This is a genomic window from Rhizobacter sp. P5_A1 (genome assembly GCF_056400745.1).
Genome location: NZ_JBFUKR010000003.1, coordinates 153,766 through 178,271, shown reverse-complemented (window position 1 = coordinate 178,271; position 24,506 = coordinate 153,766). Strand labels below are relative to the sequence as shown.

The window sequence follows — 24,506 nt, the reverse complement described above, 5'->3', positions numbered from 1 at the left end:
CGCGATGATGCGTCATCAGCGCGCGTCATCAGCGCGAGACCACCGCGATGCCGCGCAGCTGCCCGGCCGTCGCGAGCGCCGTGGGCTTCGGGTAGCGACCGGGCAGGAAGCGGTGCAGCAGCTCGGCCTCGCGTGCCCGCGCCAGTGCGACATTGGCGATCTTGATGTGGCCGTAGCCGCGCATGCTCAACGGCAGCGCGGCGATCTGGATCGCGATCGGCAGCCTGTCGGCGGACAGGTTCGCGGCGAGCTCGTCGGCGCGGCGCTCGAACTGCACGACCAGCTCGCGCTCCATGCGGCGCTCCGCGGTGTGCCCGAACGGATCGAGCCAGCGGCCGCGCAGCACCCTGCCCGGTGCGAGCAGCTTCATCGCCGCCATCATCCAGGACCCCAGCACGACCTTCTTCGGCGCCTGGCCGTTCTTCGGACGCGCGAGGAACGGTGGCGCCATGTGGAACTCGAGCCGCAGCGGTCCTTCGAACTGCGCCTCGAGGCGGCGCCGGAATTCGCCGTCGGTGTAGAGCCGCGCGACCTCGTACTCGTCCTTGTAGCTCATCAGCTTGCGCAGGCTGCGCGCGATGTTGCAGGCCAGCGGCAGCGAAGCGTCCGCGCCGGGCAGCGCCGCCTCGCGCGCCGCGACGCGCCGCACCGCGGCCTCGAAGCGCCGTGCCCACGCAGCGTTCTGGTAGGCACCCAGGTGTTCGAGGCCGTGCGCGATCAGCGCGTCGAGCGATGCGTCGGCCGCTTCGACGCCGCCCGCGCCGCGGATCTGCTGCAAGCCGGCCGGGTCGCCCGCCGCCATCCGGCCGAGCGCGAACGCGAGCAGGTTCGACGCGGTCGCGACACCGTTCAGCTCGATCGCGCGGGTCAGCGCGGGAAGGCTCAGCGGCACCAGGCCGCGCTGCCACGCGTAGCCGAGCGCGAGGATGTTCGAGGTCACGGTGTCGCCGAGAAACTCCTCGGCCAGCGTCTGCGCATCGAAGGTCTCGAGCTGCGCGTCGCCGGCGACGAAGCGCATCTTGTCGAGCAGGCGGTCGACCTTCAGGTCCGCATCGGGGTTGCGCAGCGACTCGGCGACCGGCACCTCGTGCAGGTTCGCGAGGATGCGCGTGCGGCCGTGGCGCACCGTCTGCAGCGCCTCGGGCGACGCACCGACCACGAGGTCGCAGGCCAGGATCGCATCGGCCTGCTGCGTGTCGATGCGCACCTGGTTCAGCCGCTCGGGCACGTCGGCGAGGCGCACGAAGCTCAGCACCGCGCCGCCCTTCTGCGCGAAGCCCATGAAGTCGAGCACGCTGGCCGACTTGCCTTCGAGGTGCGCGGCCATCGCGACCACCGCGCCGACCGTGACGACGCCGGTGCCGCCGACACCGGTGACGAGCAGGTCGTACGGCGCGCGCCAGACGTGCGCGCCGGGCCGCGGCAGTGCCGCAACGCGACGCAGGAAATCGTCATGACCGCCGGCCGACAGCGCCCCGCTCTTCTTGCGCAGCCTGCCGCCGCTGACGCCGACGAAGCTCGGGCAGAAGCCCTTGGCGCAGGAGTAGTCCTTGTTGCAGCTGGTCTGGTCGATCTTGCGTTTGCGGCCGAGCGGCGTCTCGGTCGGCAGCACCGCGACACAGTTGCTCTGCACCGTGCAGTCGCCGCAGCCTTCGCAGACCGCCTCGTTGATGAACAGGCGCGTCGCGGGTTCGGCGAGCTCGCCCTTCTTGCGCCGGCGCCGCTTCTCGGCCGCGCAGGTCTGCTCGTAGATCAGCACCGTGACGCCCTTGATTTCGCGCAGCCGGCGCTGCACCGCATCGAGCTCGGCGCGGTCGTGGAATTCGGTGCCGGCCGGGAAGCGCGACTTGATCGCGTCGTACTTGCCGATGTCGTCGCTGACGACGACGACCCGGCTGACGCCTTCGGCCTCGACCTGGCGCGCGATGCGGTCGACGCTGATGACGCCGTCGACCGGCTGGCCGCCGGTCATCGCGACCGCGTCGTTGTAGAGGATCTTGTAGGTGAGCGTCGCGTTCGCGGCGACGGCCTGGCGGATCGCGAGGTAGCCCGAGTGGTAGTAGGTGCCGTCGCCGAGGTTCTGGAACACATGCGGTGTGGCCGTGAACATCGAGTGCGAGACCCAGTCGACGCCCTCGCCGCCCATCTGGATCAGCCCGGCGGTGCTGCGCTCCATCCAGTTCGCCATGAAGTGGCAGCCGATGCCGGCGCGGGCGGTCGAGCCCTCGGGCACCTTGGTGCTGGTGTTGTGCGGGCAGCCGGCGCAGAAGTACGGCAGGCGCTTGACCGAGTCGGCCTCGTTGGCGAGCAGCTCGGGCGGCGTGAAGTCGCGCACGTGCTGCAGGTGATCGTCGAACGCGACATTGTTCGGAAAGTGCTCGGCGAGCCAGTGCGCGACCGGCTCGATCAGCCGCGAGGGGCGCAGCTCGCCGAGCGCCGAGACGAGCGGCGCGCCGTCGCGATCGTGCTTGCCGATCAGCACCGGTCGCGTCTCGGCCGGCGCGTTGTAGAACAGCTCGCGCAGCTGGTTCTCGACCACCGCGCCCTTCTCCTCGATCACGAGGATCTCCTGCAGGCCGCTCGCGAACGCGCGCATCCGTGTCGTCTCGATCGGGAAGCTCAATCCCACCTTGTAGAGCCGCACGCCGGCGCGCGCCAGGCTCTCGGGCGTGATCTCGAGGCGGCGCAGCACCTCCATCAGGTCGAGGTGCGCCTTGCCGCAGGTGACGATGCCGAATCGCGCATGCGGGCTCGCGATCACCTCGCGGTCGATGCTGTTGACGCGCGCGAATGCGGCGACCGCGGCGAGCTTGTCGGCCAGGCGCGATTCGATGCGCAGCGACGGCAGATCGGGCCAGCGGTAGTGCAGCCCATCGGCCGGCGCGCGGTGGCCGGTCGCGGTGTGCACGGTGTCGGCATCGGCCCAGCCTGCGACGCGCGCGTTGACGATGTCGAGATCGACGGTCGCGCCGCTCTCGACCACTTCCGACAGCGCGGCCATCGCGACCCACGCGCCCGAGTAGCGCGAGAGCTCGTAGCCGTAGAGCCCGAACTCCAGGTACTCCGCGACACTCGCCGGCTGCAGCACCGGCATGCCCCACGCGATGAACGCGTGGTCGCTCTGGTGCGGCATCGACGACGAGACGCAGCCGTGGTCGTCGCCGGCGACGACCAGCGCGCCGCCGTGCGGCGACGAACCGTAGGCGTTGCCGTGCTTCAGCGCGTCGCCGGCGCGGTCGACGCCGGGGCCTTTGCCGTACCACATCGCGAACACGCCGTCGACCGTGCGCTCGGGGTCGGACTCGACGCGCTGCGTGCCGAGCACCTGCGTCGCCGCGAGCTCCTCGTTGATCGCCGGCACGAAGCGGATGCCGGATGCGCTGAACTTCTCGCCGGCCTTCCAGATCGCCAGGTCGACCATGCCGAGCGGCGAACCGCGGTAGCCGCTGATGAAGCCCTGCGTCGCCAAGCCGCGCGCGGCGTCGCGCCAGCGCTGCATCAGCGCGAGACGCACCAGCGCCTGCGTGCCGGTCAGGAAGACCGCGCCGGACGCGGCCCAGAGGTTGTCCTGGAGCCGATAGTCGGGGCGGCGGACCGGCGAATCCTGAGCAGCATCGTTCATGCCGCCAGTGTGGTTCGCATGCCGGCGAACAGGCTTCTTCACTACACTGGAGAAATCCCCAATTCGGAGAACCAGATTCTCCAGATCATCGATGGAAGTCGATCCTCTCCTTCTCGACAGCCACAGCCTGAAGATTCTTTTCGAATTGCAGCGTGACGCGCGGCAGACGGTGCAGCAGATCTCGGACGCCGTCGGCCTCTCGCCGACACCCTGCTGGAAGCGCATCAAGGCGATGGAGGCGGCCGGCGTGATCCGCGGCTACACCGTGATGGTCGATCGCGAGAAGGTCGGCCTGAACATCGCGGTCGTCTGCGAGGTGAACCTGGCGCGCCACAGCGAAGACCAGGTGCAGCGCTTCGAAGAGGTCGTGCTCGCGTGCCCGCAGATCGTGCGCTGCGTCTCGGCGACCGGGCCGGCCGACTACATCCTGACCGTGCTGGTGCCCGACATCAAGCACTACGAGCAGTTCCTGCACGAGACGCTGTTCAGGCTGCAGGGCGTGACGCACGTGCGCTCCAGCATCGTGCTGAAGGAGATCAAGTCGGAGGTCGCGCTGCCGATCGGCCAGACGCCGGCGGCCCTGCCGCGGCGCCGCGCGCGCGGCTGACCTCAGGCCCCGCTGCCGTAGGGCCGGGTGATGATCTCGAGGTAGTGGCCGTCGGGATCGTTCCAGTAGACGCCGCGCCCGCCGTCGCCGTGGTTGATGCGGTTCGGCTGCCGGTGCGCCGGGTCGGCCCAGTACGTGAGCCCGCGCGCCTGGATGCGGCCGAAGATCTGGTCGAACTCCTCCTCGCTGACGAGAAACGCGTAGTGCTCGATGACGAGCTCGGCATCGGCGGCGATGAAGTCGAGCGTGACCCCGTTGTCGAGCGCGACGCCATAGAACGGGCCGAACGGGACCGGCGCGGGGCGCCCGAGCATCTCGGCCAGAAAGGCCGCCGAGGCCTGCGGGTCACGGGCATGAACGATCGTGTGATTCAGGTCGATGGACATCGCACACCTCTCGGCTGGCAGCGTGGCGATTCAGCGCTTGCGCGCGAGTGTCAGCCCGTCGCCGATCGCCAGCAGCGACAGGTCGACACGCTGATCGCCATGCAGCTTGGCATTGAGCTGCTGTAACGCCGTCGTGTCGGCGTCGCGCGCGGGCCGCGCCACGCGGCCGCTCCACAGCGTGTTGTCGATCGTGATCAGCCCGCCGGGACGCAGCAGCTGCAGGCAACGCTCGTAATACGCGTCGTAGCCCGTCTTGTCGGCATCGATGAACGCGAAGTCGTACTGGCCGGCGCCGCCGGCCGCGAGCTCGGCATCGAGCGTCTCGAGTGCCGGGGCGAGGTGCAGGTCGATCTTGTGCGCGACGTCGGCCTGAGCCCAGAACGGCCGGCCGATGCGCGTGTAGTCGTCGCTGATGTCGCAGGCCAGCAGCCGGCCGTCGTCGGGCAGCGCGAGCGCCACGGCCAGCGCGCTGTAGCCGGTGAACACACCGATCTCGATCGCGCGGCGCGCGCCGAGCAGCTTGACCAGCAACCCCATGAACTGCGCCTGGTCGGGCGAGATCTGCATCCCCGCGTGCGGGTGCGACGCGGTCGCCCCACGCAGCGCGGCCTGCGCAGGGTGCTCGCGCACCGAGCAGTCCATCAGGTATCGGTAGAGCACGTCGTCGACATGCAGCCAGCGGTTCGCCATCGATCGGTCTCCTCGCGCGGGCGCGTCACCAGCGGTTGCGCAACTCACGCAGCTTCACGAACACCGTCTTCGCGTCCGGGTGCTCGGGCAGTTCGGGGAAGCTCTCGCGCAGCGCAGCGATGACGCTCGGGCTCGTCAGGCGCAAGAAGGTGTTGAACTGCTTCTCGTCGCGCAAGGTCGTGACCGGCATCGTCGCCGGATCGTGCCCCGCCACCTCGGGCAGCAGCGCGCGCGCGGCGGCGTTGTCGCTCTCGCGCGCGAGCGTGAAGCGCAGGTTGTTCTCGATGTAGTCGTGGCCGGCGTACACGCGCGTCGCGTCGGGCAGCTTCGCGAGCTGGTCGACGAAGGTGGTGTACAGGTCCTCGGCGTTGCCGCCGTTGTGGCAGTTGCCGGCGCCGGCGTTGAACAGCGTGTCGCCCGAGAACAGCGCCGGTTGCTCGGTGTGCGAGCGCAGGCAGATGTGGCACATCGTGTGGCCGGGCGTGTCCATGCATTCGAGCTCGACGGTCTTGCCGACCTTGATCACGTCGCCCGCCTTGACGCCGCGGTCGACGCCGGCGATGCGCGCGCCGGCACGGTGGTGCGCGATCAGCTTCGCGCCCGTGGCCGCGACGACGGCCGCATTGCCGCCGGTGTGGTCGTGGTGCTCGTGCGTGTTCAGGATCTGCGTGATCTGCCAGCCCCTGGCCCGCGCGGCGGCCAGGCACTTTTGATGGTCCAGCGGATCGATCGCGAGCACCTCGCCGCTCTCGGGGCAGGCGATCAGGTAGTTGTAGTTGCGGTAGGCGTTGCCGGTCCAGATGCGTTCGACGATCATCGCGGGCTCCGTGGGCGTGAGTCCCATTGTAGGAAGCGCGCGTGGCGGCGTCATGCGCAGGTCGAACAGGAGGTTTCCGATGCAAACGTCGAAGCTCTGGGCCGGCGCCAGCGGCTACGCCTTCAAGGAATGGAAGGGCAGCTTCTATCCCGAGAAGATCCAACCCGACGCGATGCTCGCCTGGTACGCCGAGCGGCTGCCGTCCGTGGAGATCAACAACACCTTCTACCAGACCCCGAAGGTCGCGGTGCTGGAACACTGGGCCGAAGCGACGCCCGAGGCCTTTCGCTTCGCGATCAAGGCGCCGCGCCGCATCACGCACGATGCGCGGCTCAAGGCCGATGCCGCGGCCGATCCGCTCGCCTACCTCTACAAGAACCTCGCGACGCTCGGGTCCAAGCGCGGGCCGGTGCTCTTTCAGTTGCCGCCGTTCCTGAAGAAGGACCTGCCTCGGCTCAACGCGTTTCTGCAGTTGCTGCCCGAGGGTCACCGCGCCGCGTTCGAGTTCCGCCACGACAGCTGGTTCGACGACGACGTGTACGCCGCACTCCAGGCCGCCGGCGCGTCGTTGTGCCTGTCGGAGCGCGAAGACAACGCCCCGCCGCCGCTGGTGGAGACCGCGCCCTGGGGCTACTTGCGGCTGCGCCTCGAGCACTACGCCGAGGACGACCTCGCGCAATGGGTGCGCCGTCTCGCGGCGACCCATTGGCTGGAGACCCACGTGTACTTCATGCACGAGCCGACGGCGCCCGGCTACGCGGCGACGCTGCTGCGTCTGCATGCGGAATTGGGACGGCACGACCCTTCGGTCACGCCACGATCCGCCCCACCAAACGCGCTATAACCCTGCCGATGAAAACTTGCCCGCGCAGCCTGTCGTCGATGTTGATCGCGGCCGCGCTTGCCGGGTTGGCAGCGAGCGCGCGGGCCGACGAGGTGTTGGTCGCGGTGGCCGCCAATTTCGCCGCGCCGCTGGCCAGGATCGGCGAAGGCTTCAGCGCGGCCACCGGCCACACGCTGAAGGTCTCGGCGGGCGCCACCGGAAAGTTCTACGCGCAGATCGTCGCCGGCGCGCCGTTCGAGGTGCTGATCGCCGCCGACGACGAGACGCCGAAGAAGCTCGTCAACGAAGGCCTGGCCGTGCCCGGCAGCCAGTTCACCTACGCGATCGGCAAGCTGGTGCTGTGGAGCGCGCAGCCCGGGGTCGTCGACGGGCAGGGTGCCGTGCTGGCGTCCGGCCGGTTCGCGCACCTCGCGATCGCGAACCCGAAGCTCGCGCCGTATGGCCAGGCGGCCGCCGAGGTGCTGAAGGCGCGCGGCCTGACCGACGCGCTCGCGCCGAAGCTCGTGACCGCCGAGAGCATTGCGCAGGCCTATCAGTTCGTCGCCACCGGCAATGCGGAGCTCGGCTTCGTCGCGCTGTCGCAGGTCGCGGTGCCGGGCAAGGCGATGGTGGGTTCGTACTGGCTGGTGCCGGCGTCGCTGCATGGCGAAATCCGCCAGGACGCGGTGCTGCTCAAGGTGGGCGAGAAGAACCCTGCGGCCACGGCCCTGCTGACCTATCTGAAGAGCGCCCCCGCGAGGGCGCTGATCCAGTCCTGGGGCTACGGCCCGTGACACCGGCGGCCTGGAGCGCGATCCGCGTCAGCGCCGAACTGGCCGGCTTCAGCACGCTGCTGCTGCTGCTCGTCGGCACGCCCCTCGCGTGGTGGCTGGCGCGCACGCGCTCGCGCCTGAAGCCGCTGTTCGCGTCGCTGGTCGCGATGCCGCTGGTGCTGCCGCCCACGGTGCTGGGCTTCTACCTGCTGCTGCTGATGGGCCCGCACGGGCCAATCGGGCAGCTCACGCAGGCGCTCGGGCTCGGGCGTCTGCCGTTCACGTTCGGCGGTCTCGTCGTCGGCTCGGTGCTGTACTCGATGCCCTTCGTCGTGCAGCCGCTGCAGCAGGCCTTCGAGGCGATCCCCGAGCGCCTGCTCGAGGCCGCCGCGACCTTGCGTGCGCCGCCGTGGGACCGCTTCTTCAGCGTCGCGCTGCCGCTGGCGCGGCCCGGCTTCGTCACCGCCGGCGTGCTCGGCTTCGCGCACACGGTCGGCGAGTTCGGTGTCGTGCTGATGATCGGCGGCAACATCCCGGACCGCACGCGCGTGCTGTCGGTGGCGATCTACGACCACGTCGAGGCCGGCGAATTCGCCGAGGCCCACGCACTGGCCGCGGGCATGGTCGCGTTCGCGCTGGTCGTGCTGGTGTCGCTCTACCTGGTCAACAGAACGCCGCGCGACGACGCGCGGGCGACGCGATGATCAGCGCGAGCCTGCGCTGGCAGCGGCGCGATTTCGCGCTCGACGTGGCTTTCGCATTGCCGGCGCGCGGCATCACCGCCATCGCCGGCCCGTCGGGCTGCGGCAAGACCAGCGTGCTGCGCGCGCTGGCCGGGCTGGAGCGCGCCGCAGGCCGCGTCGCGATCGGCGACGAGGTCTGGCAGGACGACGCCACCGGCCGCTTCGTGCCGACGCACCGGCGCCCGCTCGGCTACGTGATCCAGGAGGCCGCGCTGTTCCCGCACCTCGACGTGCGCGGCAACCTGCACTATGGGCGCCGGCGCAGCGCCATCGAATCGGGCCGCGTCGCGCTCGACGCCGTCGTCGAACTGCTCGGCATCGGGCACCTGCAGACGCGCCGCCCGGCGACGCTCTCGGGCGGCGAGCGCCAGCGCGTCGCGATCGCCCGCGCGCTCGCGACCGGCCCGCGCCTCTTGCTGATGGACGAGCCGCTGGCCGCGCTCGACGCCGCGCGCAAGGCCGAGATCCTGCCCTACCTCGAGCGGCTGCACCGCGAGCTGGCGCTGCCGGTCGTCTACGTGACGCATGCGATGGACGAGGTCGCGCGCCTCGCCGATCACCTGGTGCTGCTGCGCGACGGGCGCGTCGAAGCCACCGGGCCGTTGGCCGAGCTGATGGCGCGCACCGACCTGCCGCTGAGCCGGCAGGACGACGCCGGCGTCGTGATCGAGGCGCAAGTCGTCGAGCACGACGCGCAGCACGGCATGACGCGCATCGGCTTCAACGGCACGGGCCTGTGGGTCGGCGAGTCGGCGGCGGGGCCGGGCGACCGCGTGCGCGCGCGCGTGCTGGCGCGCGATGTCAGCGTCACGCGCGAGCTGCCCGGCGCGACCAGCATCCTCAACGTGCTGCCGGTGATTCTCGACAGCGTGCAGCGCGAACGGACCACCGCGCTGCTGCGCCTGCGCGTCGACGCGGGTGCGCCCGGCGGCGACCGAGTGCTGCTGGCGCGCATCACGAGCCGCAGCTGCGACCTGCTTCGACTGCAGCCGGGCGATGCGCTGCACGCGCAGATCAAGGGCGTCGCGTTGATGTAGCGCGACGCCGGGGCGTCACGCCGCCGCCGAATCGCGTCGCGACGGCAGGCGCGTCAGCACCAGGTAGGCAAACAACAGCACGCCGATGCCGACCACGAGGGCCGGGATGCCGATCGCCGGCTCCGGGATGTCGAGGCCGCGGAGCTTCGCGGCGAGCGCGACCAGCATCAGCGGCACGCCGATGTTGTGCAGCCAGAACTGCACCCTCGCGATCGGCCCTTCGGTGATGGCCGGGTAGGCCATGCCGATCAGGCCGAACAGGGTCATCGACACCCAGCCCAGCAGGTTCAGGTGCGCGTGCACCGGCAGCATCGCGTGGTTGCCCGACAGACCCATCACGATGCCGAGCGCGACGGCCACGGCGAAGTAGATGACGGCAAGACGGAACCAGGTTCTGCTGCGGGCGTTGTCGGTCATGGAAGCCTCCCTTGGTGGTGGTGATGGTGGTGAGAATCGTTCCCGGGTCGCAACGATCAGCTCGCGCTGCGCCGATAGAAGAGCAAGGAACCGGCAAGCACGAGCAGCGCGCCGCCGCACAGGCGATCGAGCACCAGCACCGCGCGGCGCCTGAGCAACCTGATCGCATGCGCGCCGACGGCCGCGTAGCCGAACATCACCGCGAAATCGATGCCCGCGAAGACCAGGCCGATCACGACGTACTGCGGCCACTGCGGGGCGGCCGCATCGATGAACTGCGGCAGCAGCGCCGAGCAGAACAGGTAGCCCTTCGGATTGGTCACCGCGACGAGGAACGACTTCGCGAAGACGGCGCGACGCGACGCCTCGCCGCCGGCCGCGTCGGCACCGGACAGGTCGAGCCCGCCCTTCGACCGCAGCAGCCTGACGCCGAGCCAGGCCAGGTACGCGGCGCCGATCCACTTGACCACCGAGAACCAGAACTCGGACGCCGCCAGCAACGCGCCGAGCCCGAGCGCCACCGCGCCGACGAGCACGACGTCCGATGCGACCGCCCCCAGCATGCCGGGCACCGAACGCCGCACTCCGTAGCGCGACCCGTTCGCCAGTGCCAGCAGGACCGTCGGCCCGGGCGTGACGATGGCCAGCAACGCGACCAGCGAGAACAACAGCAGCGTCGCGATGTTCATCGGCGGCACCGGCGGCCGAGGTGCATGGGCAGCATGGGCGAATCCTCGCGGCAAACGGAAGGCAGGAGGGAGGGCGAGAGCTTACCCGAGCGGCCACAATGTGCGCCCAACCAAGCGGAGACGACATGAGCTTCCAGTACATCAGCGTCGAAGAGGCGATCGAGCGCAGCGGGCTGCGCATGGTGGTCGTCGGCGGAATCCCGAGCCCCTGGGGCGAGGCGGCCAAGGGCATCCTGCACATCAAGGGCATCGACTGGGCGGCCGTGCGGCTGGATTACCAGAGCGAGGCGCTGAAGCAATGGGCCGGCCAGCGCAGCGGCCCGATCGCCTTCTACGAGAAGGAGCGCCCGCGTGCCGGCTGGAGCGAGATCCTGCTGCTTGCCGAGCGCCTGGCGCCGCTGCCGGCGCTGCTGCCGGCGGATCCGTTCGAGCGCGCGCTGGTCTTCGGCCTCGCCCACGAGATCTGCGGTGAAGCGGGCCTCGGCTGGTCGCGGCGTCTGCAGCTCGTGCATGCGGGCCTGCACGGCGCCGGCGGCTTTTCGGAGCGCGCGGCCAAGTACCTGGCCGCGAAGTATGGCTACAACGCGGCGCTGGGCGCAGGCTACGGCACCCGGGTCGTTGCGCTGCTGGCGATGCTGGCCGCGCGCCTGAAGGCGCAGCGCGCGGCGGGCCAGCGCTTCTACGTCGGCGATCGCCTGACCGCGGTCGATGTCTACAGCGCAACCTTCGTCTCGATGTTCGCGCCGCTCGCACCTGCGCATTGCGAGATGGACGCCGCGACACGCGCCGCATTCGAGACCATCGATGCGCCCACCGCAGCAGCGCTCGACCCGATCCTGTTCGAGCATCGCGACATGATGTACGCCGATCACCTGGAATTGCCGCTGTCGCTCTGAAAGGGTCGGAGTTCAGGCGGCTTGCGCCAGCCAGCCACCGCGGAAGCCGGCGCGCTCGAGCCCGCGGCGCAACGGCAGGCAACGGCGCATGCTGTCCCAGACGGTCTCGTTGCGGTAATTGGCGATCATCGCGAGGATCGGTCCCTGGTCGATGCCGAGGTAGTCGCTCGCGATCCAGCCGAAGCCGGGGTCGACACGCCCGTTGCTGAGGCGCAGATCGGTGGAGGTGAAGCTGCGGTTGAACGAGTCGACGAAGCCGTAGGTCGAGTAGATGAACTTGCCGTAGCGCGCGTGCATCTCCAGCGCGGCGGGGATCACGATCTCGGGCGCGAACGGCAGCGACGACAACGCGGCCGTCGGCGCGATCGTGCCGTCGTCGATCGTCGTGGCCTGACCGGCGCCGCGCGCCCGGTAGTCGAGGAAGAAGCGCGCCCGCCCGGCGCGGTCGGTGTCGTGCAGCCAGCCCGGGCCGTCGCAGGCGGTGATGCCCCAGACGTTCGCCCCGTACTCGAACCAGCCCTTCGGGTTCGCGATCGCGTACGCGCGCTGCGCATAGGTGGCGCGACGGCTGCTCTCGAAGTAGTCGATGCCGTGCTGGCGCATCAGCGCATCCTGGATGCCTCGAAAGTCGATCCAGGTGTGCGAATACTGGTGGCCGAACAACGGCGCGAAGCCGAGGTATTCGTAGCCCATGAAGCGCGGCCAGGCGCCGCTGTAGCCCTGGGTCCAGGCGCTCCAGGCACTCTCGTCGACCGGATGCGTCGGCGAACCGAGGGCGAGCAGCACCACCAGCATCGCCTCGTTGTAGCCGCCCCAGTCGTAGGGCGCAAAGCCTTTCTCGGGGCTCCAGCTCAGGCTGATCAACGGCCCGCGCACCTGCGCCCATTTCCAGTCGACGCGGCGGTAGATCGCGTCGACGCCGGCGCGGATCTCGGCCTCGTCCGGATGCGCGCCGTCGAAGTGGCTCTGCACATGCAGCAGCCCGGCCAGCAGCAGCGCGGTGTCGATGGTCGAGAGCTCGCTGGGCCCGGCGCGGGTGCCGGTCCCGATGTCGAGGAAGTGATAGAAGAAGCCCTTGTGGCCCGCCGTGCCGCGCGCCTGCGGCCCTTGCGGCGCATCGCGCAGGAAGCGCACCGTGGCCAGCGTGCGTTCGCGCGCCTGCTCGCGTGTGACGAAGCCGCGATCGGCGCCGATCACGTTGGCGGTCAGCCCGAACCCGATCGCCGCGACGCTGGCCGGCGACGGGCTCGGCCAGCGATCCGGCACCAGCCCGTTCGCCGGGTTCGCGGTGGCCCAGAAGAAGTTGAAGGTGCGCCGCTCGATGTCGTCGAACAAGGGCGGCAAGGCCGCGCGTGCCGCTGGCGCCGGCGGCACGATCGGTGCGGCGGCGCGGGAGGCCGCATCGGCCTCGAGCGATCGGTCGTAGACGGGGCCGCGCAGTGCGTCCGCAATGTCCGCACACCCCGCCGTCGCCCCGAGCAGCGCGCCACCGAACGAAGCGAGGAGGCCGCGTCGCGCGAGATCCGGCATGCCGATCGTGGCGAAGATCAATGCGCCCGCGGGCCCAGCGCCGCGTGGACCAGCGCGCCGAGTTCCTCCAGCGTGTGCTCCTTCTGCATCACGCCGGACACGCCGAGTTCGAACGCGCTCGCGCGCAGTTCGTCCGAGATGTAGCCCGAGCTGATCGCGACCGGCAGGTCCGGGCGGATTCCGGCGAGCGCGCGCACGACGTCGAGCCCGGAGCAGCTGGGCATGTTGAAGTCGGTCACGACGAGGTCGACGCCCGCAGGGTCGCGCGCGACGATCGCGATGGCCTCGCGCGCATCCAGCGTGCAGGTCGCGCGGTAGCCCAATCGCTGCAGCAGGCCCTGCACCATCATCGTCATGACTTCGTCGTCGTCGACATACAGGACGTGCTGACCCTGGCCGCGCGGCGCCCGCACATCGACGGGCTCGAGCGGCATCGGCTGGGTCTGGTGGTCGACCTGCGGCAGGTACAGGCTGAAGGTGCTGCCGTGGCCCACACGGCTCTCGACCGTGATGCCGCCGCCGTGCGCCTCGACGATGCCGTGCGCCACCGCGAGGCCGAGGCCCGTGCCCTCGCCGATCGGTTTGGTCGTGAAGAACGGCTCGAAGATGTGCTCGCGGGTCTCGTCGTCCATGCCGCAGCCGTCGTCGCGCACCCACAGGTGCACGTACGGCCCCGGCGCCAGGCCCACCGGCCACGACGGCGAGCCGCCCTCGGCCAGCACCAGCTCCTGTGCACCGATCTCGATGTGCCCGGCGCCATCGCGCAGCGCCTGCCATGCGTTGGTGCCGAGGTTCATCAGCACCTGCTGCAGCTGAGTCGGGTTGCCCAGCACCGCGAGCTGATGCGCCGGCAGCACGCAGCGCAGCTGCACCGCGGGGCCCACCGTCGAGCGCAGCATCGTCACGGTCTCGTCGATCAGCGGCTGCAGCGCGAGACCGACGAAGCCCTCCGACTGCTTGCGGCTGAACGCGAGGATCTGCTGCACCAGGCTGCGCGCGCGCCGGCCGGCCTTGTTGATCTGCGCGAGATAGACCTGTGCCGGATCGCCCGCGCCGAGCCCTTCGATGGCGAACGCCGCGTTGCCGAGGATCGCCCCCATGATGTTGTTGAAGTCGTGCGCGATGCCGCCGGCCAGCGTGCCGATCGCCTCGAGCTTCTGCGCCTCGCGCAGCTGCGACTCGAGCACGCGCTGCGTGAGCTCGGCGCGCCTGCGCTCGGTCACGTCGGTGTAGGTGCGCAGCACGCCGCCGCCCTTGATCGGCATGCTCTGGATCTCGATCACGCGGCCGTTCGGCCGCCGGCGCTCGTAGCACTGCGGCTGGTCGAGGATGCCGCCGGTGCGGACGAACTCGCGCAAGTCCTCGGGCGTGTGGACGAACTCGTCGGTCGACCATTGGTACTCGAGGACCTGCGCGAAGGTCGGCTTCGAGGTCATCAGCTCCACCGGCAGGCCGAGCAGCTCGATCGCGCGCCGGTTGCACACGACGACCACCCGGTCGGCATCGACCATCATCACGCCCTGCTCCAGGCGCTCCAGCGTCACCTCGAGCATGCGCGACTTTTCGGCCAGCAGCACCTGGCTTTCGCGCGCGCGCCGTTCGGCCCCGATCAACTCGTGCTGCTGGCGCTTCAGCACCGTGATGTCGACAACGGCGAAGAAGCCGACGCCGTCGCGGCGCCGCTGTTCGATCACGCGCACCCAGCGACGGCCCGGAAGCGGCAGCTCGAACGGCGCGCCGGCGTAGCGCAGGTTCTCGGTCAACGCCGCCAGCCCGTCCTCGAAGAGCGCGCGGTTCTCCGCCCGCCGGCCCTGCCAGGCGCCGCCATAGACCGTCTCGAACCGGGTGTCGATCGCCGCGGACTTGTTCGGCATCGCGAACATGCGCACGAAGTGCTCGTTGACCCAGGTGATGCGGTTGTCGGCATCGGTGAGCATCACGCCGTCGCCGACATGCTCGAACAGCTCGGTGTTTTCCACGGCGTGCTGCAGCGCGGACTCCGGCAGCGCGAGCGGCTCATCGGTGTCGTTCAGCGGCGGCGCGGCGCCGCGGGTCCAGACACGAACCCGCCCGACCCCGGGCAAGGGCAGCGACGCGACGCGCAGCCAGACCCCCGCATGGCGGAAGGTGTACGGGCGATGCTGCCCCTGGTGCCGCGCGATGCCTTCGTCGATGTAGCGCTCGATCGAGGCCAGCTCGCCGGGCGCGAGCCGACCTTCGTAGAAGCGGCGCAGGTTCGCCCGGTACGGTTCGCCGACGTGCAGGTGGGCGGCATGCTCGGGGAAGAAGCGCAGGAACGCGCGGTTCCAGGCCAGCGTGCGGTCGTCCTGGTCGAACGCGCACATCGCGACGTCCAGGCCATCGAGCGTCGCGGCGATCGTGCTGAGGATTGCTTGGGCATCGGCCACGCGCGGATTGTGGCCCCGGCGCGCGGGCCGGTCACGCTGCGGACATCACCGGTCCGAACAATCGGCGGCCTGGCAGCGGCGTCCCGCCGCTGCCTCGCTCGCCGCACATCCGAAGGGATCACGACCATGTTTCGATTTGCCGCACTGCGCCCGCTGGGCGCCGCCGTACTCCTGTTCGCAGGGGCGGCCCACGGCGCCGGGCCGACGCTGACAGGCTGGGCCTCGATGCCCGCCGCGACCTTCTCGGACGGCCCGACCTCGGGGCAGTTCGCCGCGCCCAACCCCTACGGCACGAACCTGCCGCCGTACGTGGGCCGGCAGCCGGTCCAAGGCTTCTCGGGCGTGCTGCCGGGCCCTGGCGCCGACACGTTCCATTTCCTCGTCGACAACGGCTTCGGCGCGCAGGCCAACTCGGCCGACTCGGTGCTGCGCATGTACACGCTGAAGATCGACTTCCGCGCCCGCAGCGGCGGGAGCGGCACCGTGGCGCCGGCGAACTGGTCGACAGGCCGCCCGGCCGCGGCCTTCGATGCCGGCACGCGCCTGGCGCTCAACGATGCGAACCACCTGCTCGGCATCCCGATCCAGGCCGACTACACGCACTACTACGACAACCCCGCCAACCCCGCCGTCGACGCCGCGATCCGCAGCGGCCGGCTGCTGACCGGCGCCGATCTCGACGTGGAGTCGGTGCGTCGCGACCGCAACGGCCACTACTGGTTCGGCGACGAGTTCGGGCCGTACCTGGTCAAGACCGACGCCCATGGCACGGTGCTGCGCAGCGTGATCCCGTTGCCCGGCGTGTATGCGCCCGAGAACCAGGACGTGCGGCGCGGCGCGGCCGTCGCGAACCTGCCCGGCTCGGGCGGCTTCGAGGGCCTGGCGATCAACCGCAGCGGCACGCGCCTGTACACGCTGCTGGAGAAGACCGTCGCCGGCGACGCCGCGAAGCTGCTGCGCATCGACGAGTTCGACATCGGCGCCGAGTCGTACACCGGCGTGCGCTACCTCTACCCGCTCGATGCGGCCGGCACGAACATCGGCGACATGACCGCGATCGACGACCACCGCTTCGTCGTGATCGAGCGCAACGGCGCGACGGCAACCACGAGCGGCACGGCGCCGTTCAAGAGGCTCTACCTGATCGACATCGAAGGCATCGGCAATGGCAGCGTCGTCAGCAAGACCGAGCTCGTCGACCTGATGGACATCGCCGATCCCGACGACCTCAACGGCGACGGCAGCACGACCTTCTCGCTGCCCTACGTGACGATCGAAAACGTGCTGCTGCTGAACCCGCACACGCTGCTCGTCGTCAACGACAACAACTTCCCGTATGGCGGCGGGCGGGCGCTGGCCTCGGACGACACCGAGTTCCTGCGCATCGCCTTGCCGCAGGGACACGGGCATTGCGAGAACTGCGCGCCGCGCTGAGCCGGGATGGGTCAACCGGGGTTAGCATCCCGGCGACCATGACCGACACCTCCATCGATCTCGACGCCTACACGCGTCGCATCGGCTTCGACGGCGCGCTCGCGCCGACCCTCGAGACGCTGGCCGGGCTGATCGAGCGGCATGCGGCGACGATCCCGTTCGAGAACATCGAAGTGCTGGCCGGGCGGGTCCCATGCCTCGATGCGGCGGCGCTGCAGCAAAAGCTCGTGCAGGGCCGCCGCGGCGGCTACTGCTTCGAGCAGAACGGGCTGTTGCTCCCCGCGCTGCGGCAGATCGGCTTCGTCGCCGCCGGCCTCGAAGCGCGCGTGCGCGCCGGCGTGCCGGGCGAGGTCACGACGCCGCGCACGCACATGGCCGTGCGCGTGACGCTGGCCGGCACCGACCACCTCGCCGATGTCGGTTTCGGCGGGCTCGCGCCGATCGCACCGCTGCAGCTGCGCAGCCGCGAACCGCAACCCGGCATCGGCGGCGCCTACCGCTTCGCCGACATCGGCAGCGACCTGCTGCTGCAGGCCGAGACGCACGAGGGCTGGACGGATTGCTACCGCATCGGCCCGACCGAGCCGCACGCGATCGACTACGAGATGGGCAACTGGTTCGTCGCGACCCACCCGAAATCCATGCTGCGGCAGAACCTGCTCGTCTCGCGCAGCGTGCCGGGCGGGCGGCTGACGCTGTTCAACCGCCAGCTGTCGCTGCGTCGGCGCGCGCCGGCCCGCCCCGAAGAGCAGACCCTGCGCACCCGCGCCGAGTTCGCCGATGCACTCGCCGATGCGTTCGGCCTGCAGATCGAGTCGGTCGATCTCGATGCGGTGATGGCGGCCATCGAGCGCCAGGCTGCCTGAAACAGCGCGGCGCGTCAGAAGTTGGCGGTCAGCGTCACGCGCAGGCTGCGCGGCTCGACCGGGTGAAAGTGGATGTCGCCGATGCCGGCCGCCGGCTCGCCGGCCAGACGCGACACGTAGTAGTAGTCGATGTCGGAGGCCTTGCGGTCGAACAGGTTGAAGACGTCGAAGGCGAGCTTCAGATCCTTCGTGAGGCGGCGGCCGACGCGAAGGTTCGCCAGCGTCGTCGCCTTCGAGCGCTGGCTGTCGTCCTCGATCAGCGGGCGCGGCCCGAAGTGGCGGATCTGGAACTGGCCGAACCACCGATCGAATTCGGTGACGGTCGCCCCGAGCGACACGACCGTTGCGACCGACCCCGGGATGCGACGGCCGGTGTTCGGAGCGTCGCCCTGGGCTTCGTCGAAGCGCGCGCGCGAGATCGCGATGTCGGCATCGAGCAGCAGCCACGGCGCCGCGACGTGATGGTTGTTGAGCTCGATCCCGCGACGCTTGCTCGCGCCGCTCGCCACGGTGTCGCCGGCATCGCCGGAGAAGACGAGCTCCGAGCCGAGCTCGAGCTGCCACAGCGCGAGCGAGGTCTGCAGGCCCGGGACGATCTCGGTGCGCAGGCCGATCTCGCCGCCCCTCGAGCGCACCAGCGGCGCTGACGCGCTGGCGGGTTCGCCGGTCGTGGGTGCGAGCCTCAGCGTGACACCGCGCGCGTCGTTGCTGTGGAAGCCGTCACCATAGTTGGCGAAGAACTCGGTCTGGCGCCACGGCCCGAAAATCAGCCCGAACTTCGGGCTCGTCAGGCTGGCGTTCTTCACGCCGCTGTTCGCCGCGATCGAACTCGTCACGTCGAAGCGAAAGGCGTCGACGCGCAGCCCGACGACGCTGCGCAGCCACGGCGTCCACTGCGTGCTGTTCTCGGCATGCAGTCCGATGCTGGTCTGGCGCACGCGCGCCTCCTGCGTGGTCGACGTGCGTTCGCGCGCGATCGTGCGGTACAGCCCGACCGGATCGAGGCGGTCGTGGCGCAGCTGCATGCCGACCGCGCTGGTGCTGTCGGCACCGCCGAGCCGGCCGTCGAAGCTGCGGCGGATGCCGGCACCGACCACGCGGCGCTGCTCGGCCTGCTCGAACTGATCGGCATTCGGCGGGCTCGGCGCGTCGAGGTTGTAGCTGAAGTCGGAGAACAGATCGAGGCGCGACCGGACGGCGTACGCGCTGATCTCGAGCACGCCGTCGTCATCGCGGCGCTCGCTCGCATACGAGAGGCTGTAGCGCGCGGTCCGGCCGCCGTCGGTCGGGTCGATCGCACCGAAGCGGCCGATGCGCCCCTGGTCGACCGCGCGCTGCGGGATCTGGTCGGTCGCGTTCCAGCCGGCCGAGTACGCCATCGCGGTGATCGATGCGCGGTTGCCGGCGTCGCCGAAGCTGTAGCGCAGCACGCCGTTCAGTCGATGGAACTTCTCCGCGTCGTCCCACGGGCCGTCGTTGTGCGCGGCCTCGATCGCGTACAACAGGTCTCCACCGCCGACCGACACCGACTTCGCGAGCAGTGCGCGCTCGTAGCGATGCGCGCCGGCCGTCAGCGAAGCGGTGCCGGCCGGCAGCTTGCCGAACAGGCGGATGCGGGCCACGCCGGCCGACGAGAAGTCGCCTTCCGCGGCGTCGTACGGGCCTTTGGCGTAGTCGATGCGGCTGACGAGTTCGGGGATCAGCCAGTTCAGGTCGCTGTAGCCCTGGCCATGCGCATGCGTGGGCATGTTCACCGGCATGCCGTCGACGAAGGTCGCGAAGTCGGTGCCGTGGTCGAGGTTGAAGCCGCGCAGGAAGTACTGATTCGCCTTGCCGTCGCCGCTGTGCTGCGTGACGATCACGCCGGGCACGAACTCGAGCACCTCGGCAGGGCGCAGCGTCGGCCGGTTCTCGATCAGCCTGGAGGTGACCGAGCCCTGGCTGGCGGCGTCCGAGCTGCCGACCGGGTTGTCGTAGTTGCCGGTCACGCTGACCGGTGCGAGCTGCGCCGGCGCGGCCGCGGCAACGGCCGGCGACGACGCCGCTTCGGTGCTCGCCGATGCCGGCGGCGCTTGCGTGCAGGTGGCGGCGGCGACAAGGGCAGCGGCAGCCAGCGCAACGCGACGCGGCCGTTCGCGCCGCGCGGCGGTGCGGTGACGATTCATGGTGCTCGCGCGATGCTAGGGCGCGTTTGTGACAGGCGTCAGCGGCCGTCGACGAGCCGCGCGAAGCCGGCCGATCTGAAGCGCTCGGTGACGAAGTCGACGAAGACCCGGGTCTTCGCCGGCAGCAGGCTTCGGCTCGGGTAGTACAGCGAGAGCGGCCCCGCGTCGCTGTACCAGCCGGGGAGAAGCCGCACCAGTTCGCCGCTGCGGATCGGCGCGAACGCGAACGGCATCGGCAGCAGCGCGACGCCGAGCCCGTCGCGCGCCGCATGCGCGATCGCTTCGGGGTCGCTGAAGATCAGCCGCGGCCGGCACGGCACGGGCTGTTCGGCCGCGCGCCGTGAGCGCAGCGTCCAGGGCCGCACGCGGCCGGTCGGTGAAGAGCGGCGCATGATGCCGTCGAAGCCGGCCAGCTCCTCGGGGCTGCGCGGCGCTTCGCGCCCTGCCATGTAGGCCGGCGACGCGACCGCGACGATGTGCACCGGCGCCAGTTCGCGCGCGACGACGCCGGCGCTCAGCTCGAAGCCGCCACCGATCGCGGCATCGAAGCCCTCGCCGACGATGTCGACGCGGCGGTTGTCGAAGTGCCAGTCGGGCAGCACGGCCGGATAGCGGGCCAGAAACTCGCCGAGCAGCGGCACCACGAAGTTCCGGCCGAAGGCCTGGCCCATGCTGACCCTCAAGGTGCCCGCGGGCGTATCGGCGCCGCTCCGGACGCCCGTCAGCGCACCCTGCAGAGAAGCCAGCGGCGCGTCGACCTGCTGCAGGAAGCGCTCGCCGCCTTCGGTCAGCGCGAGGCGGCGCGTGCTGCGCTGGAAGAGCCGCACGCCGAGTTCGGCCTCGAGGCGCGCGACGTTCTTGCTGACGCCGGCCGGCGTCAGGCCCAGGACGCGCGCCGCGGCGGAGAAGCTGCCGTGCTCTGCCGTTCGGACGAACGACACCAGGTTCTGCAGGTGGGCCATGCGCCCGATCTTAAACCGGCGGTTGAAGCTGATTGCGGACATTGGCGACTAGTCGACGCATCCACCTTTCGAGACACTGGGTTCCAGCCGAGCACGTGTCGGGCACGACTCGGCGCCCAACCAACTTCTGGAGAAATTCAATGCGTGCGCTTGCCGGACTGATCTCTGCGTGGCTGATGCTGCTCGCCGTGCCGACGCCTTCATCGGCACAGACCTTCGACTTTCCGCCGGGCTTCGCGGTGCGCGAGATCGCGACGAACGGCGTGACCCTGCACGTTCGTTCCGGCGGCGCCGGCCCCGCGGTCGTGCTGCTGCACGGCTATGGCGAGACCGGCGACATGTGGGCCGCGCTGGCCGCCGAGCTGGCGCGCGACCACACGGTGATCGTCCCCGACCTGCGGGGGCTGGGCCTGTCGTCGAAGCCGGCCGGCGGCTTCGACAAGAAGACGCAGGCCGATGACGTGAGCGGCGTGCTGGACGCGCTCGGCGTTCGCCAGGCCGACGTCGTGGCCCACGACATCGGCAACATGGTCGCGTTCCGCTTCGCGGCGCAGTTCCCGCAGCGCGTGCGGCGGGTGGTGCTGATCGATGCGCCGGTGCCGGGTGTCGGGCCGTGGGACGAGGTGCTGAAGAATCCGTTGCTCTGGCACTTCCGGTTCGGCGGGCCCGACATGGAGCGCCTCGTCGCCGGCCGCGAACGGATCTACCTCGATCGGTTCTGGAACGAGTTCTCGGCCTCGCCCGATCGCTTCGGCGAAGCGGCGCGCACTCACTACGCGAAGCTCTACGCGCTGCCCGGCGCGATGCATTCCGGCTTCGCCCAGTTCGCCGCGTTCGACCAGGACGCGATCGACAACCGCGAGTTCCTGGCGCGCGGCCGCCTGAAGATGCCGATCCTCGCGCTCGGCGGTCAGAAGTCGTTCGGTCCGATGATGGCGACGGTGATCCGCGCGGGCGCCGACGACGTGACCGAAGGCATCGTTCCCGATTCGGGCCACTGGATCATGGAGGAGAACCCCCAGGCCACGATCCAGCTCGTCCGCGCGTTTCTCGCGCGTTGACGGCGACCGATCGACCGGTTCAGCCGGCGCTGCGCGCCCGGCTCGGCTTGTCGGACACCTGCTCGACCCGGTAGCCGTGCTCGTCGCGAAGCCGCTCCCAGGCGGCACGTTTCGCTTCGGCCGAGGCGCGGCGCCCGGCGATCGCCATCGCGATCTGGTCGATCGCCTCCTCGGCGGTCGACCGGGCCATGACCATGCGCCGGCCGGCCCGGTCCGAGATCACGAACATGCGGCGCATGCCCGGACTCAGCGGAGAAACAGGTCCTGGAAGGCTTCGCCCGTGATCGTCTTGGAGAAGTCCGTCACGTCGACGCCATTCATCAGCTCGAAGGACGAAAGCTGCCACAGCGGCGGGGCCTCGGCATCGATGTCCGAGACGCTGAGGGCCGGATCGAGGGGGTTCTCGAGGGACTTCCAGAACAGCCGCGGCAAGTCGTTGAGCAAGGGCATAGCCATTGGCCTTCACGTGAGGTTCGGCGGGCGCCCGCGTTGCCAGGCAAGCGGGCGGGGACGTTCGACCCCCTAACTATAGGGGTTTTTTGAAACATCAGGTTACAGCGTTCTTCCGGTCATCGTTCACGACCGGAAATTCAGACCCGGACCGCGGCGAGCGGGTCGTCGCGGCCGAGCCCCCGCCCTACTGCAGCTGGACCTCGCCGTCGAAGCGCACGTCGAGCTGCAGCCCGTCGATGCGCAGCGTCATCGAGGCCGGGAACCTGGCGGCGTCGCCGATCGTCCCGTCGGCAAGGGCCTTCGCGACCGCGTGCTCGATCTCGCGCTGCGAACTCACGCCGACCATCTTCAGGAACTTGCGGATGCTGAGGTTGAATGTCTCTTCGTCCATGGTCGCCTCCGTCGTGACGCCGACCGCGTCTTGATGTGCTGCTCGCGATTCTGCGCCGACCCTCACGACCCTCGGTGGATCACCCCGGGGCCGAAGATGCCGATCAGCCCGATCACGATCAGGTAGATCGCGACGATCATGTTCAGCAGGCGCGGGATCACCAGAATCAGGATCCCGGCGATCAGCGAAATCAGCGGCGTGAGAATCAGGTGGATGTCCATGGCGTTTCGATCTTGGAGTTGACGCACGGGTGGTTATCGGCCCGGCGTCGCGCGGCCCGCGTCGGACAAGCGGCGCTCGCGGTGTAGGCCGATCTCGCGGCCCCGCGGCCTTCAGCCGGCGATCAACCCGTAGACGCGCTCGGGCAGCACCCGCGGAAACGCTTTCGCGTCCGCCAGCGGCCCGACGACGGCGAACTCCGGCTGTGCGGTATCGCGCCGGTGCGTCTCGCCGATCGGGCGCCCGCTGCGGTCGCTGAGCGTCGCGACCAGCGGGCTCGTGCCGGCGGCCGGTCGGCGGATCGCGACCGCGACCTCGCCGGATTGCAGCTGCACCAGCGCGCCCGGCGGATGCACGCCGACGGTCTTGATCATCGCCATCGCGAGCGGATCACCGGGGCGCTGCTGGAACAGCTGCCGGATCGCGGTCTGCGGGGCCAGCGGCACCCGTTTGGCGCGCGGGCTGATCTTCGCCATGTACACGTCGGCGGCGCGCAGCAGCTGCGCCTCGTCGGCGATCTGCGTCAGGCCTTGCGGGTAGCCCGCGCCCTCGGCCTGCTCGTGATGTTGCGCGATCGCGCTCAACCAGACCTCGTCGTCGATGCCGGCCGAGCGCAGCAACGCGACGGTCGCGTCCGGATGCGCGCGGATCTGCTCGAGCTGCTTCTTGGTGGCCGGCGTGTCCTGCTCGGCCATCAGCGCCTGCAACTCGAACATCGACAGGTTCATCGTCAGTGCCGCGCAGGCCAGCGAGGCGCAGCGCGCCTCGGGCCAGCCGAGCTGCCGGCCCGTCAGCAGCGCGAGCACCGCGCAGTGAATCGAGTGCCGCAGCGGATAGAGCGCGAAGCGGCGGTCCTCCTGCCGTATGCAGAGAAAGAGGGCGACGTCGGGATCGCGATCGACCAGCGCCTGCAGCGACGCGTACAGCGCCAGCAATGCGTCGCCTCGCGCCTCGCGCCGCGCGACGGCGCGCGCGCACTTGTCGAACTGCCAGAGCAGGCGTTCCCAGCGATCGAACAGCGACAGCTCCGGCACGATCGCCGCGGCCCGCGCGGCGGCCGCCCGCGCCGTGCGCTCGGCCTCGACCAGCGCGCGCTCGGCCCACGCACCGCGCTCGACCAGCGCCTCGAACTGCGCCTCGTCGAGCAGCACATGGCCCTCGTTCAGCAGCAGGCGCTCCTGCGCGTCGAGCACCCGGAACGGCAGCGCATGCCCGACCAGCAGCAAGTCGCGAACCTGCTCGAGCGGGATGCGATCCGAGGCGTTCATGACGGTCACCGGTCATGGCAGTGTCGCGCACGATGTGGCGGCGCGGCGTTCACGCATTCCCGCCCCCGCGCGACACCTGCTCCAGCGTGGCACACCTGTGCCAGCGCAGTGGCTCGCGAAGCCTCGATCGCGCACTCGAACCGCGGGTTAGGCCCGATGTTTCGGGGTTCGATCGGCCTCGCCGGTCAATGGCATGGCGTTTGCGCTCTGGGGTCGTCCGCGTTCCACATTCACCCCCAGGAGACTCAC

General features: G+C 70.2%; 24 protein-coding genes. 9 read left to right on the top strand and 15 right to left on the bottom strand.

The features are described 5' to 3' along the window. Positions 1-28: 28 nt before the first annotated feature. The gene (locus AC1DTW_RS04420; protein WP_477979514.1) at positions 29-3,622 is read right to left on the bottom strand and encodes an indolepyruvate ferredoxin oxidoreductase family protein; all 3,594 of its coding nucleotides are present in this window, start codon (positions 3,620-3,622) and stop codon (positions 29-31) included. Between the two features lie 91 nt (positions 3,623-3,713). Between AC1DTW_RS04420 and AC1DTW_RS04415 the strand changes: the two genes are divergently transcribed. Further along, positions 3,714-4,229 (top strand): Lrp/AsnC family transcriptional regulator, encoded by a 516-nt coding sequence (locus AC1DTW_RS04415; protein WP_477979512.1) that lies wholly within the window; start codon positions 3,714-3,716, stop codon positions 4,227-4,229. A 2-nt stretch (positions 4,230-4,231) separates the two neighbouring features. Here the strand turns inward: AC1DTW_RS04415 and AC1DTW_RS04410 are convergent, their stop codons facing one another. From AC1DTW_RS04410 to AC1DTW_RS04400, 3 genes are read right to left on the bottom strand one after another with little or no spacing between them, the layout of a single operon-like run. Further along, on the bottom strand, positions 4,232-4,615 hold the full coding sequence (locus AC1DTW_RS04410) for a VOC family protein (RefSeq protein WP_477979510.1): 384 nt from the start codon (positions 4,613-4,615) through the stop codon (positions 4,232-4,234). A gap of 30 nt (positions 4,616-4,645) precedes the next feature. Beyond that, on the bottom strand, positions 4,646-5,305 hold the full coding sequence (locus AC1DTW_RS04405) for a class I SAM-dependent methyltransferase (protein ID WP_477979508.1): 660 nt from the start codon (positions 5,303-5,305) through the stop codon (positions 4,646-4,648). Between the two features lie 25 nt (positions 5,306-5,330). Next, positions 5,331-6,122 carry a hydroxyacylglutathione hydrolase gene (locus tag AC1DTW_RS04400; protein WP_477979506.1) on the bottom strand — a complete coding sequence of 264 codons (792 nt, stop codon included), beginning with the start codon at positions 6,120-6,122 and terminating at the stop codon, positions 5,331-5,333. Positions 6,123-6,201: 79 nt separating this feature from the next. Here AC1DTW_RS04400 and AC1DTW_RS04395 point away from each other — a divergent pair, with 79 nt between their 5' ends. The 4 genes from AC1DTW_RS04395 to modC are packed head-to-tail and all read left to right on the top strand — an operon-like array spanning position 6,202 to position 9,498. Continuing rightward, positions 6,202-6,966, top strand: coding sequence for a DUF72 domain-containing protein (locus AC1DTW_RS04395; RefSeq protein ID WP_477979504.1), 765 nt, complete (start codon positions 6,202-6,204; stop codon positions 6,964-6,966). A gap of 8 nt (positions 6,967-6,974) precedes the next feature. Continuing rightward, positions 6,975-7,739 carry a molybdate ABC transporter substrate-binding protein gene (gene modA, locus AC1DTW_RS04390; protein ID WP_477979502.1) on the top strand — a complete coding sequence of 255 codons (765 nt, stop codon included), beginning with the start codon at positions 6,975-6,977 and terminating at the stop codon, positions 7,737-7,739. Beyond that, positions 7,736-8,422 (top strand): molybdate ABC transporter permease subunit, encoded by a 687-nt coding sequence (gene modB, locus AC1DTW_RS04385; RefSeq protein ID WP_477979500.1) that lies wholly within the window; start codon positions 7,736-7,738, stop codon positions 8,420-8,422. Before modA ends, modB begins: the two co-directional genes overlap by 4 nt. After that, a complete protein-coding gene (modC, locus tag AC1DTW_RS04380; protein WP_477979498.1) occupies positions 8,419-9,498 on the top strand; it encodes a molybdenum ABC transporter ATP-binding protein in 1,080 nt (359 codons plus the stop codon). The genes modB and modC overlap by 4 nt, the downstream gene beginning before the upstream one ends. Before the next feature lie 15 nt (positions 9,499-9,513). Here the strand turns inward: modC and AC1DTW_RS04375 are convergent, their stop codons facing one another. Together AC1DTW_RS04375 and AC1DTW_RS04370 are read right to left on the bottom strand one after the other, a co-directional pair. Next, on the bottom strand, positions 9,514-9,915 hold the full coding sequence (locus AC1DTW_RS04375) for a hypothetical protein (protein WP_477979496.1): 402 nt from the start codon (positions 9,913-9,915) through the stop codon (positions 9,514-9,516). A 56-nt stretch (positions 9,916-9,971) separates the two neighbouring features. After that, positions 9,972-10,604, bottom strand: coding sequence for a LysE family translocator (locus tag AC1DTW_RS04370; protein ID WP_477979494.1), 633 nt, complete (start codon positions 10,602-10,604; stop codon positions 9,972-9,974). Positions 10,605-10,729: 125 nt separating this feature from the next. Here AC1DTW_RS04370 and AC1DTW_RS04365 point away from each other — a divergent pair, with 125 nt between their 5' ends. Continuing rightward, complete coding sequence (locus AC1DTW_RS04365) at positions 10,730-11,500, top strand: glutathione binding-like protein (RefSeq protein ID WP_477979492.1); 771 nt, start codon at positions 10,730-10,732, stop codon at positions 11,498-11,500. 12 nt (positions 11,501-11,512) lie between these two features. Here the strand turns inward: AC1DTW_RS04365 and AC1DTW_RS04360 are convergent, their stop codons facing one another. Both AC1DTW_RS04360 and AC1DTW_RS04355 read right to left on the bottom strand, forming a co-directional pair. Beyond that, positions 11,513-13,051: a glucoamylase family protein gene (locus AC1DTW_RS04360; RefSeq protein WP_477979490.1), complete on the bottom strand. Its 1,539-nt coding sequence runs from the start codon at positions 13,049-13,051 to the stop codon at positions 11,513-11,515. Beyond that, complete coding sequence (locus AC1DTW_RS04355; protein WP_477979488.1) at positions 13,048-15,438, bottom strand: hybrid sensor histidine kinase/response regulator; 2,391 nt, start codon at positions 15,436-15,438, stop codon at positions 13,048-13,050. Before AC1DTW_RS04355 ends, AC1DTW_RS04360 begins: the two co-directional genes overlap by 4 nt. A gap of 126 nt (positions 15,439-15,564) precedes the next feature. On the opposite strand from AC1DTW_RS04355, the gene AC1DTW_RS04350 reads away from it, so the two are divergent. Continuing rightward, positions 15,565-16,872: an esterase-like activity of phytase family protein gene (locus AC1DTW_RS04350; RefSeq protein WP_477979486.1), complete on the top strand. Its 1,308-nt coding sequence runs from the start codon at positions 15,565-15,567 to the stop codon at positions 16,870-16,872. A gap of 38 nt (positions 16,873-16,910) precedes the next feature. Continuing rightward, the gene (locus AC1DTW_RS04345; protein ID WP_477979484.1) at positions 16,911-17,738 is read left to right on the top strand and encodes an arylamine N-acetyltransferase family protein; all 828 of its coding nucleotides are present in this window, start codon (positions 16,911-16,913) and stop codon (positions 17,736-17,738) included. 14 nt (positions 17,739-17,752) lie between these two features. Here the strand turns inward: AC1DTW_RS04345 and AC1DTW_RS04340 are convergent, their stop codons facing one another. Both AC1DTW_RS04340 and AC1DTW_RS04335 read right to left on the bottom strand, forming a co-directional pair. Continuing rightward, positions 17,753-19,903, bottom strand: coding sequence for a TonB-dependent receptor (locus tag AC1DTW_RS04340; RefSeq protein ID WP_477979482.1), 2,151 nt, complete (start codon positions 19,901-19,903; stop codon positions 17,753-17,755). Positions 19,904-19,941: 38 nt separating this feature from the next. Beyond that, positions 19,942-20,865, bottom strand: a complete 924-nt coding sequence (locus tag AC1DTW_RS04335; RefSeq protein WP_477979480.1) for a LysR family transcriptional regulator — start codon at positions 20,863-20,865, stop codon at positions 19,942-19,944. 140 nt (positions 20,866-21,005) lie between these two features. Between AC1DTW_RS04335 and AC1DTW_RS04330 the strand changes: the two genes are divergently transcribed. After that, complete coding sequence (locus AC1DTW_RS04330; RefSeq protein WP_477979478.1) at positions 21,006-21,926, top strand: alpha/beta fold hydrolase; 921 nt, start codon at positions 21,006-21,008, stop codon at positions 21,924-21,926. 19 nt (positions 21,927-21,945) lie between these two features. On the opposite strand, the gene AC1DTW_RS04325 is transcribed toward AC1DTW_RS04330, so the two are convergent. From AC1DTW_RS04325 to AC1DTW_RS04305, 5 genes are all read right to left on the bottom strand, one after another. Further along, complete coding sequence (locus AC1DTW_RS04325; protein ID WP_477979476.1) at positions 21,946-22,164, bottom strand: hypothetical protein; 219 nt, start codon at positions 22,162-22,164, stop codon at positions 21,946-21,948. A gap of 8 nt (positions 22,165-22,172) precedes the next feature. Then, positions 22,173-22,376 carry a hypothetical protein gene (locus tag AC1DTW_RS04320; RefSeq protein ID WP_477979474.1) on the bottom strand — a complete coding sequence of 68 codons (204 nt, stop codon included), beginning with the start codon at positions 22,374-22,376 and terminating at the stop codon, positions 22,173-22,175. Positions 22,377-22,563: 187 nt separating this feature from the next. Then, complete coding sequence (locus AC1DTW_RS04315) at positions 22,564-22,770, bottom strand: DUF6494 family protein (protein ID WP_477979472.1); 207 nt, start codon at positions 22,768-22,770, stop codon at positions 22,564-22,566. A gap of 62 nt (positions 22,771-22,832) precedes the next feature. Beyond that, complete coding sequence (locus AC1DTW_RS04310) at positions 22,833-22,991, bottom strand: DUF3096 domain-containing protein (protein ID WP_477979470.1); 159 nt, start codon at positions 22,989-22,991, stop codon at positions 22,833-22,835. Between the two features lie 111 nt (positions 22,992-23,102). Next, complete coding sequence (locus AC1DTW_RS04305; RefSeq protein ID WP_477979468.1) at positions 23,103-24,257, bottom strand: HD-GYP domain-containing protein; 1,155 nt, start codon at positions 24,255-24,257, stop codon at positions 23,103-23,105. Between the last annotated feature and the right edge of the window lie 249 nt (positions 24,258-24,506).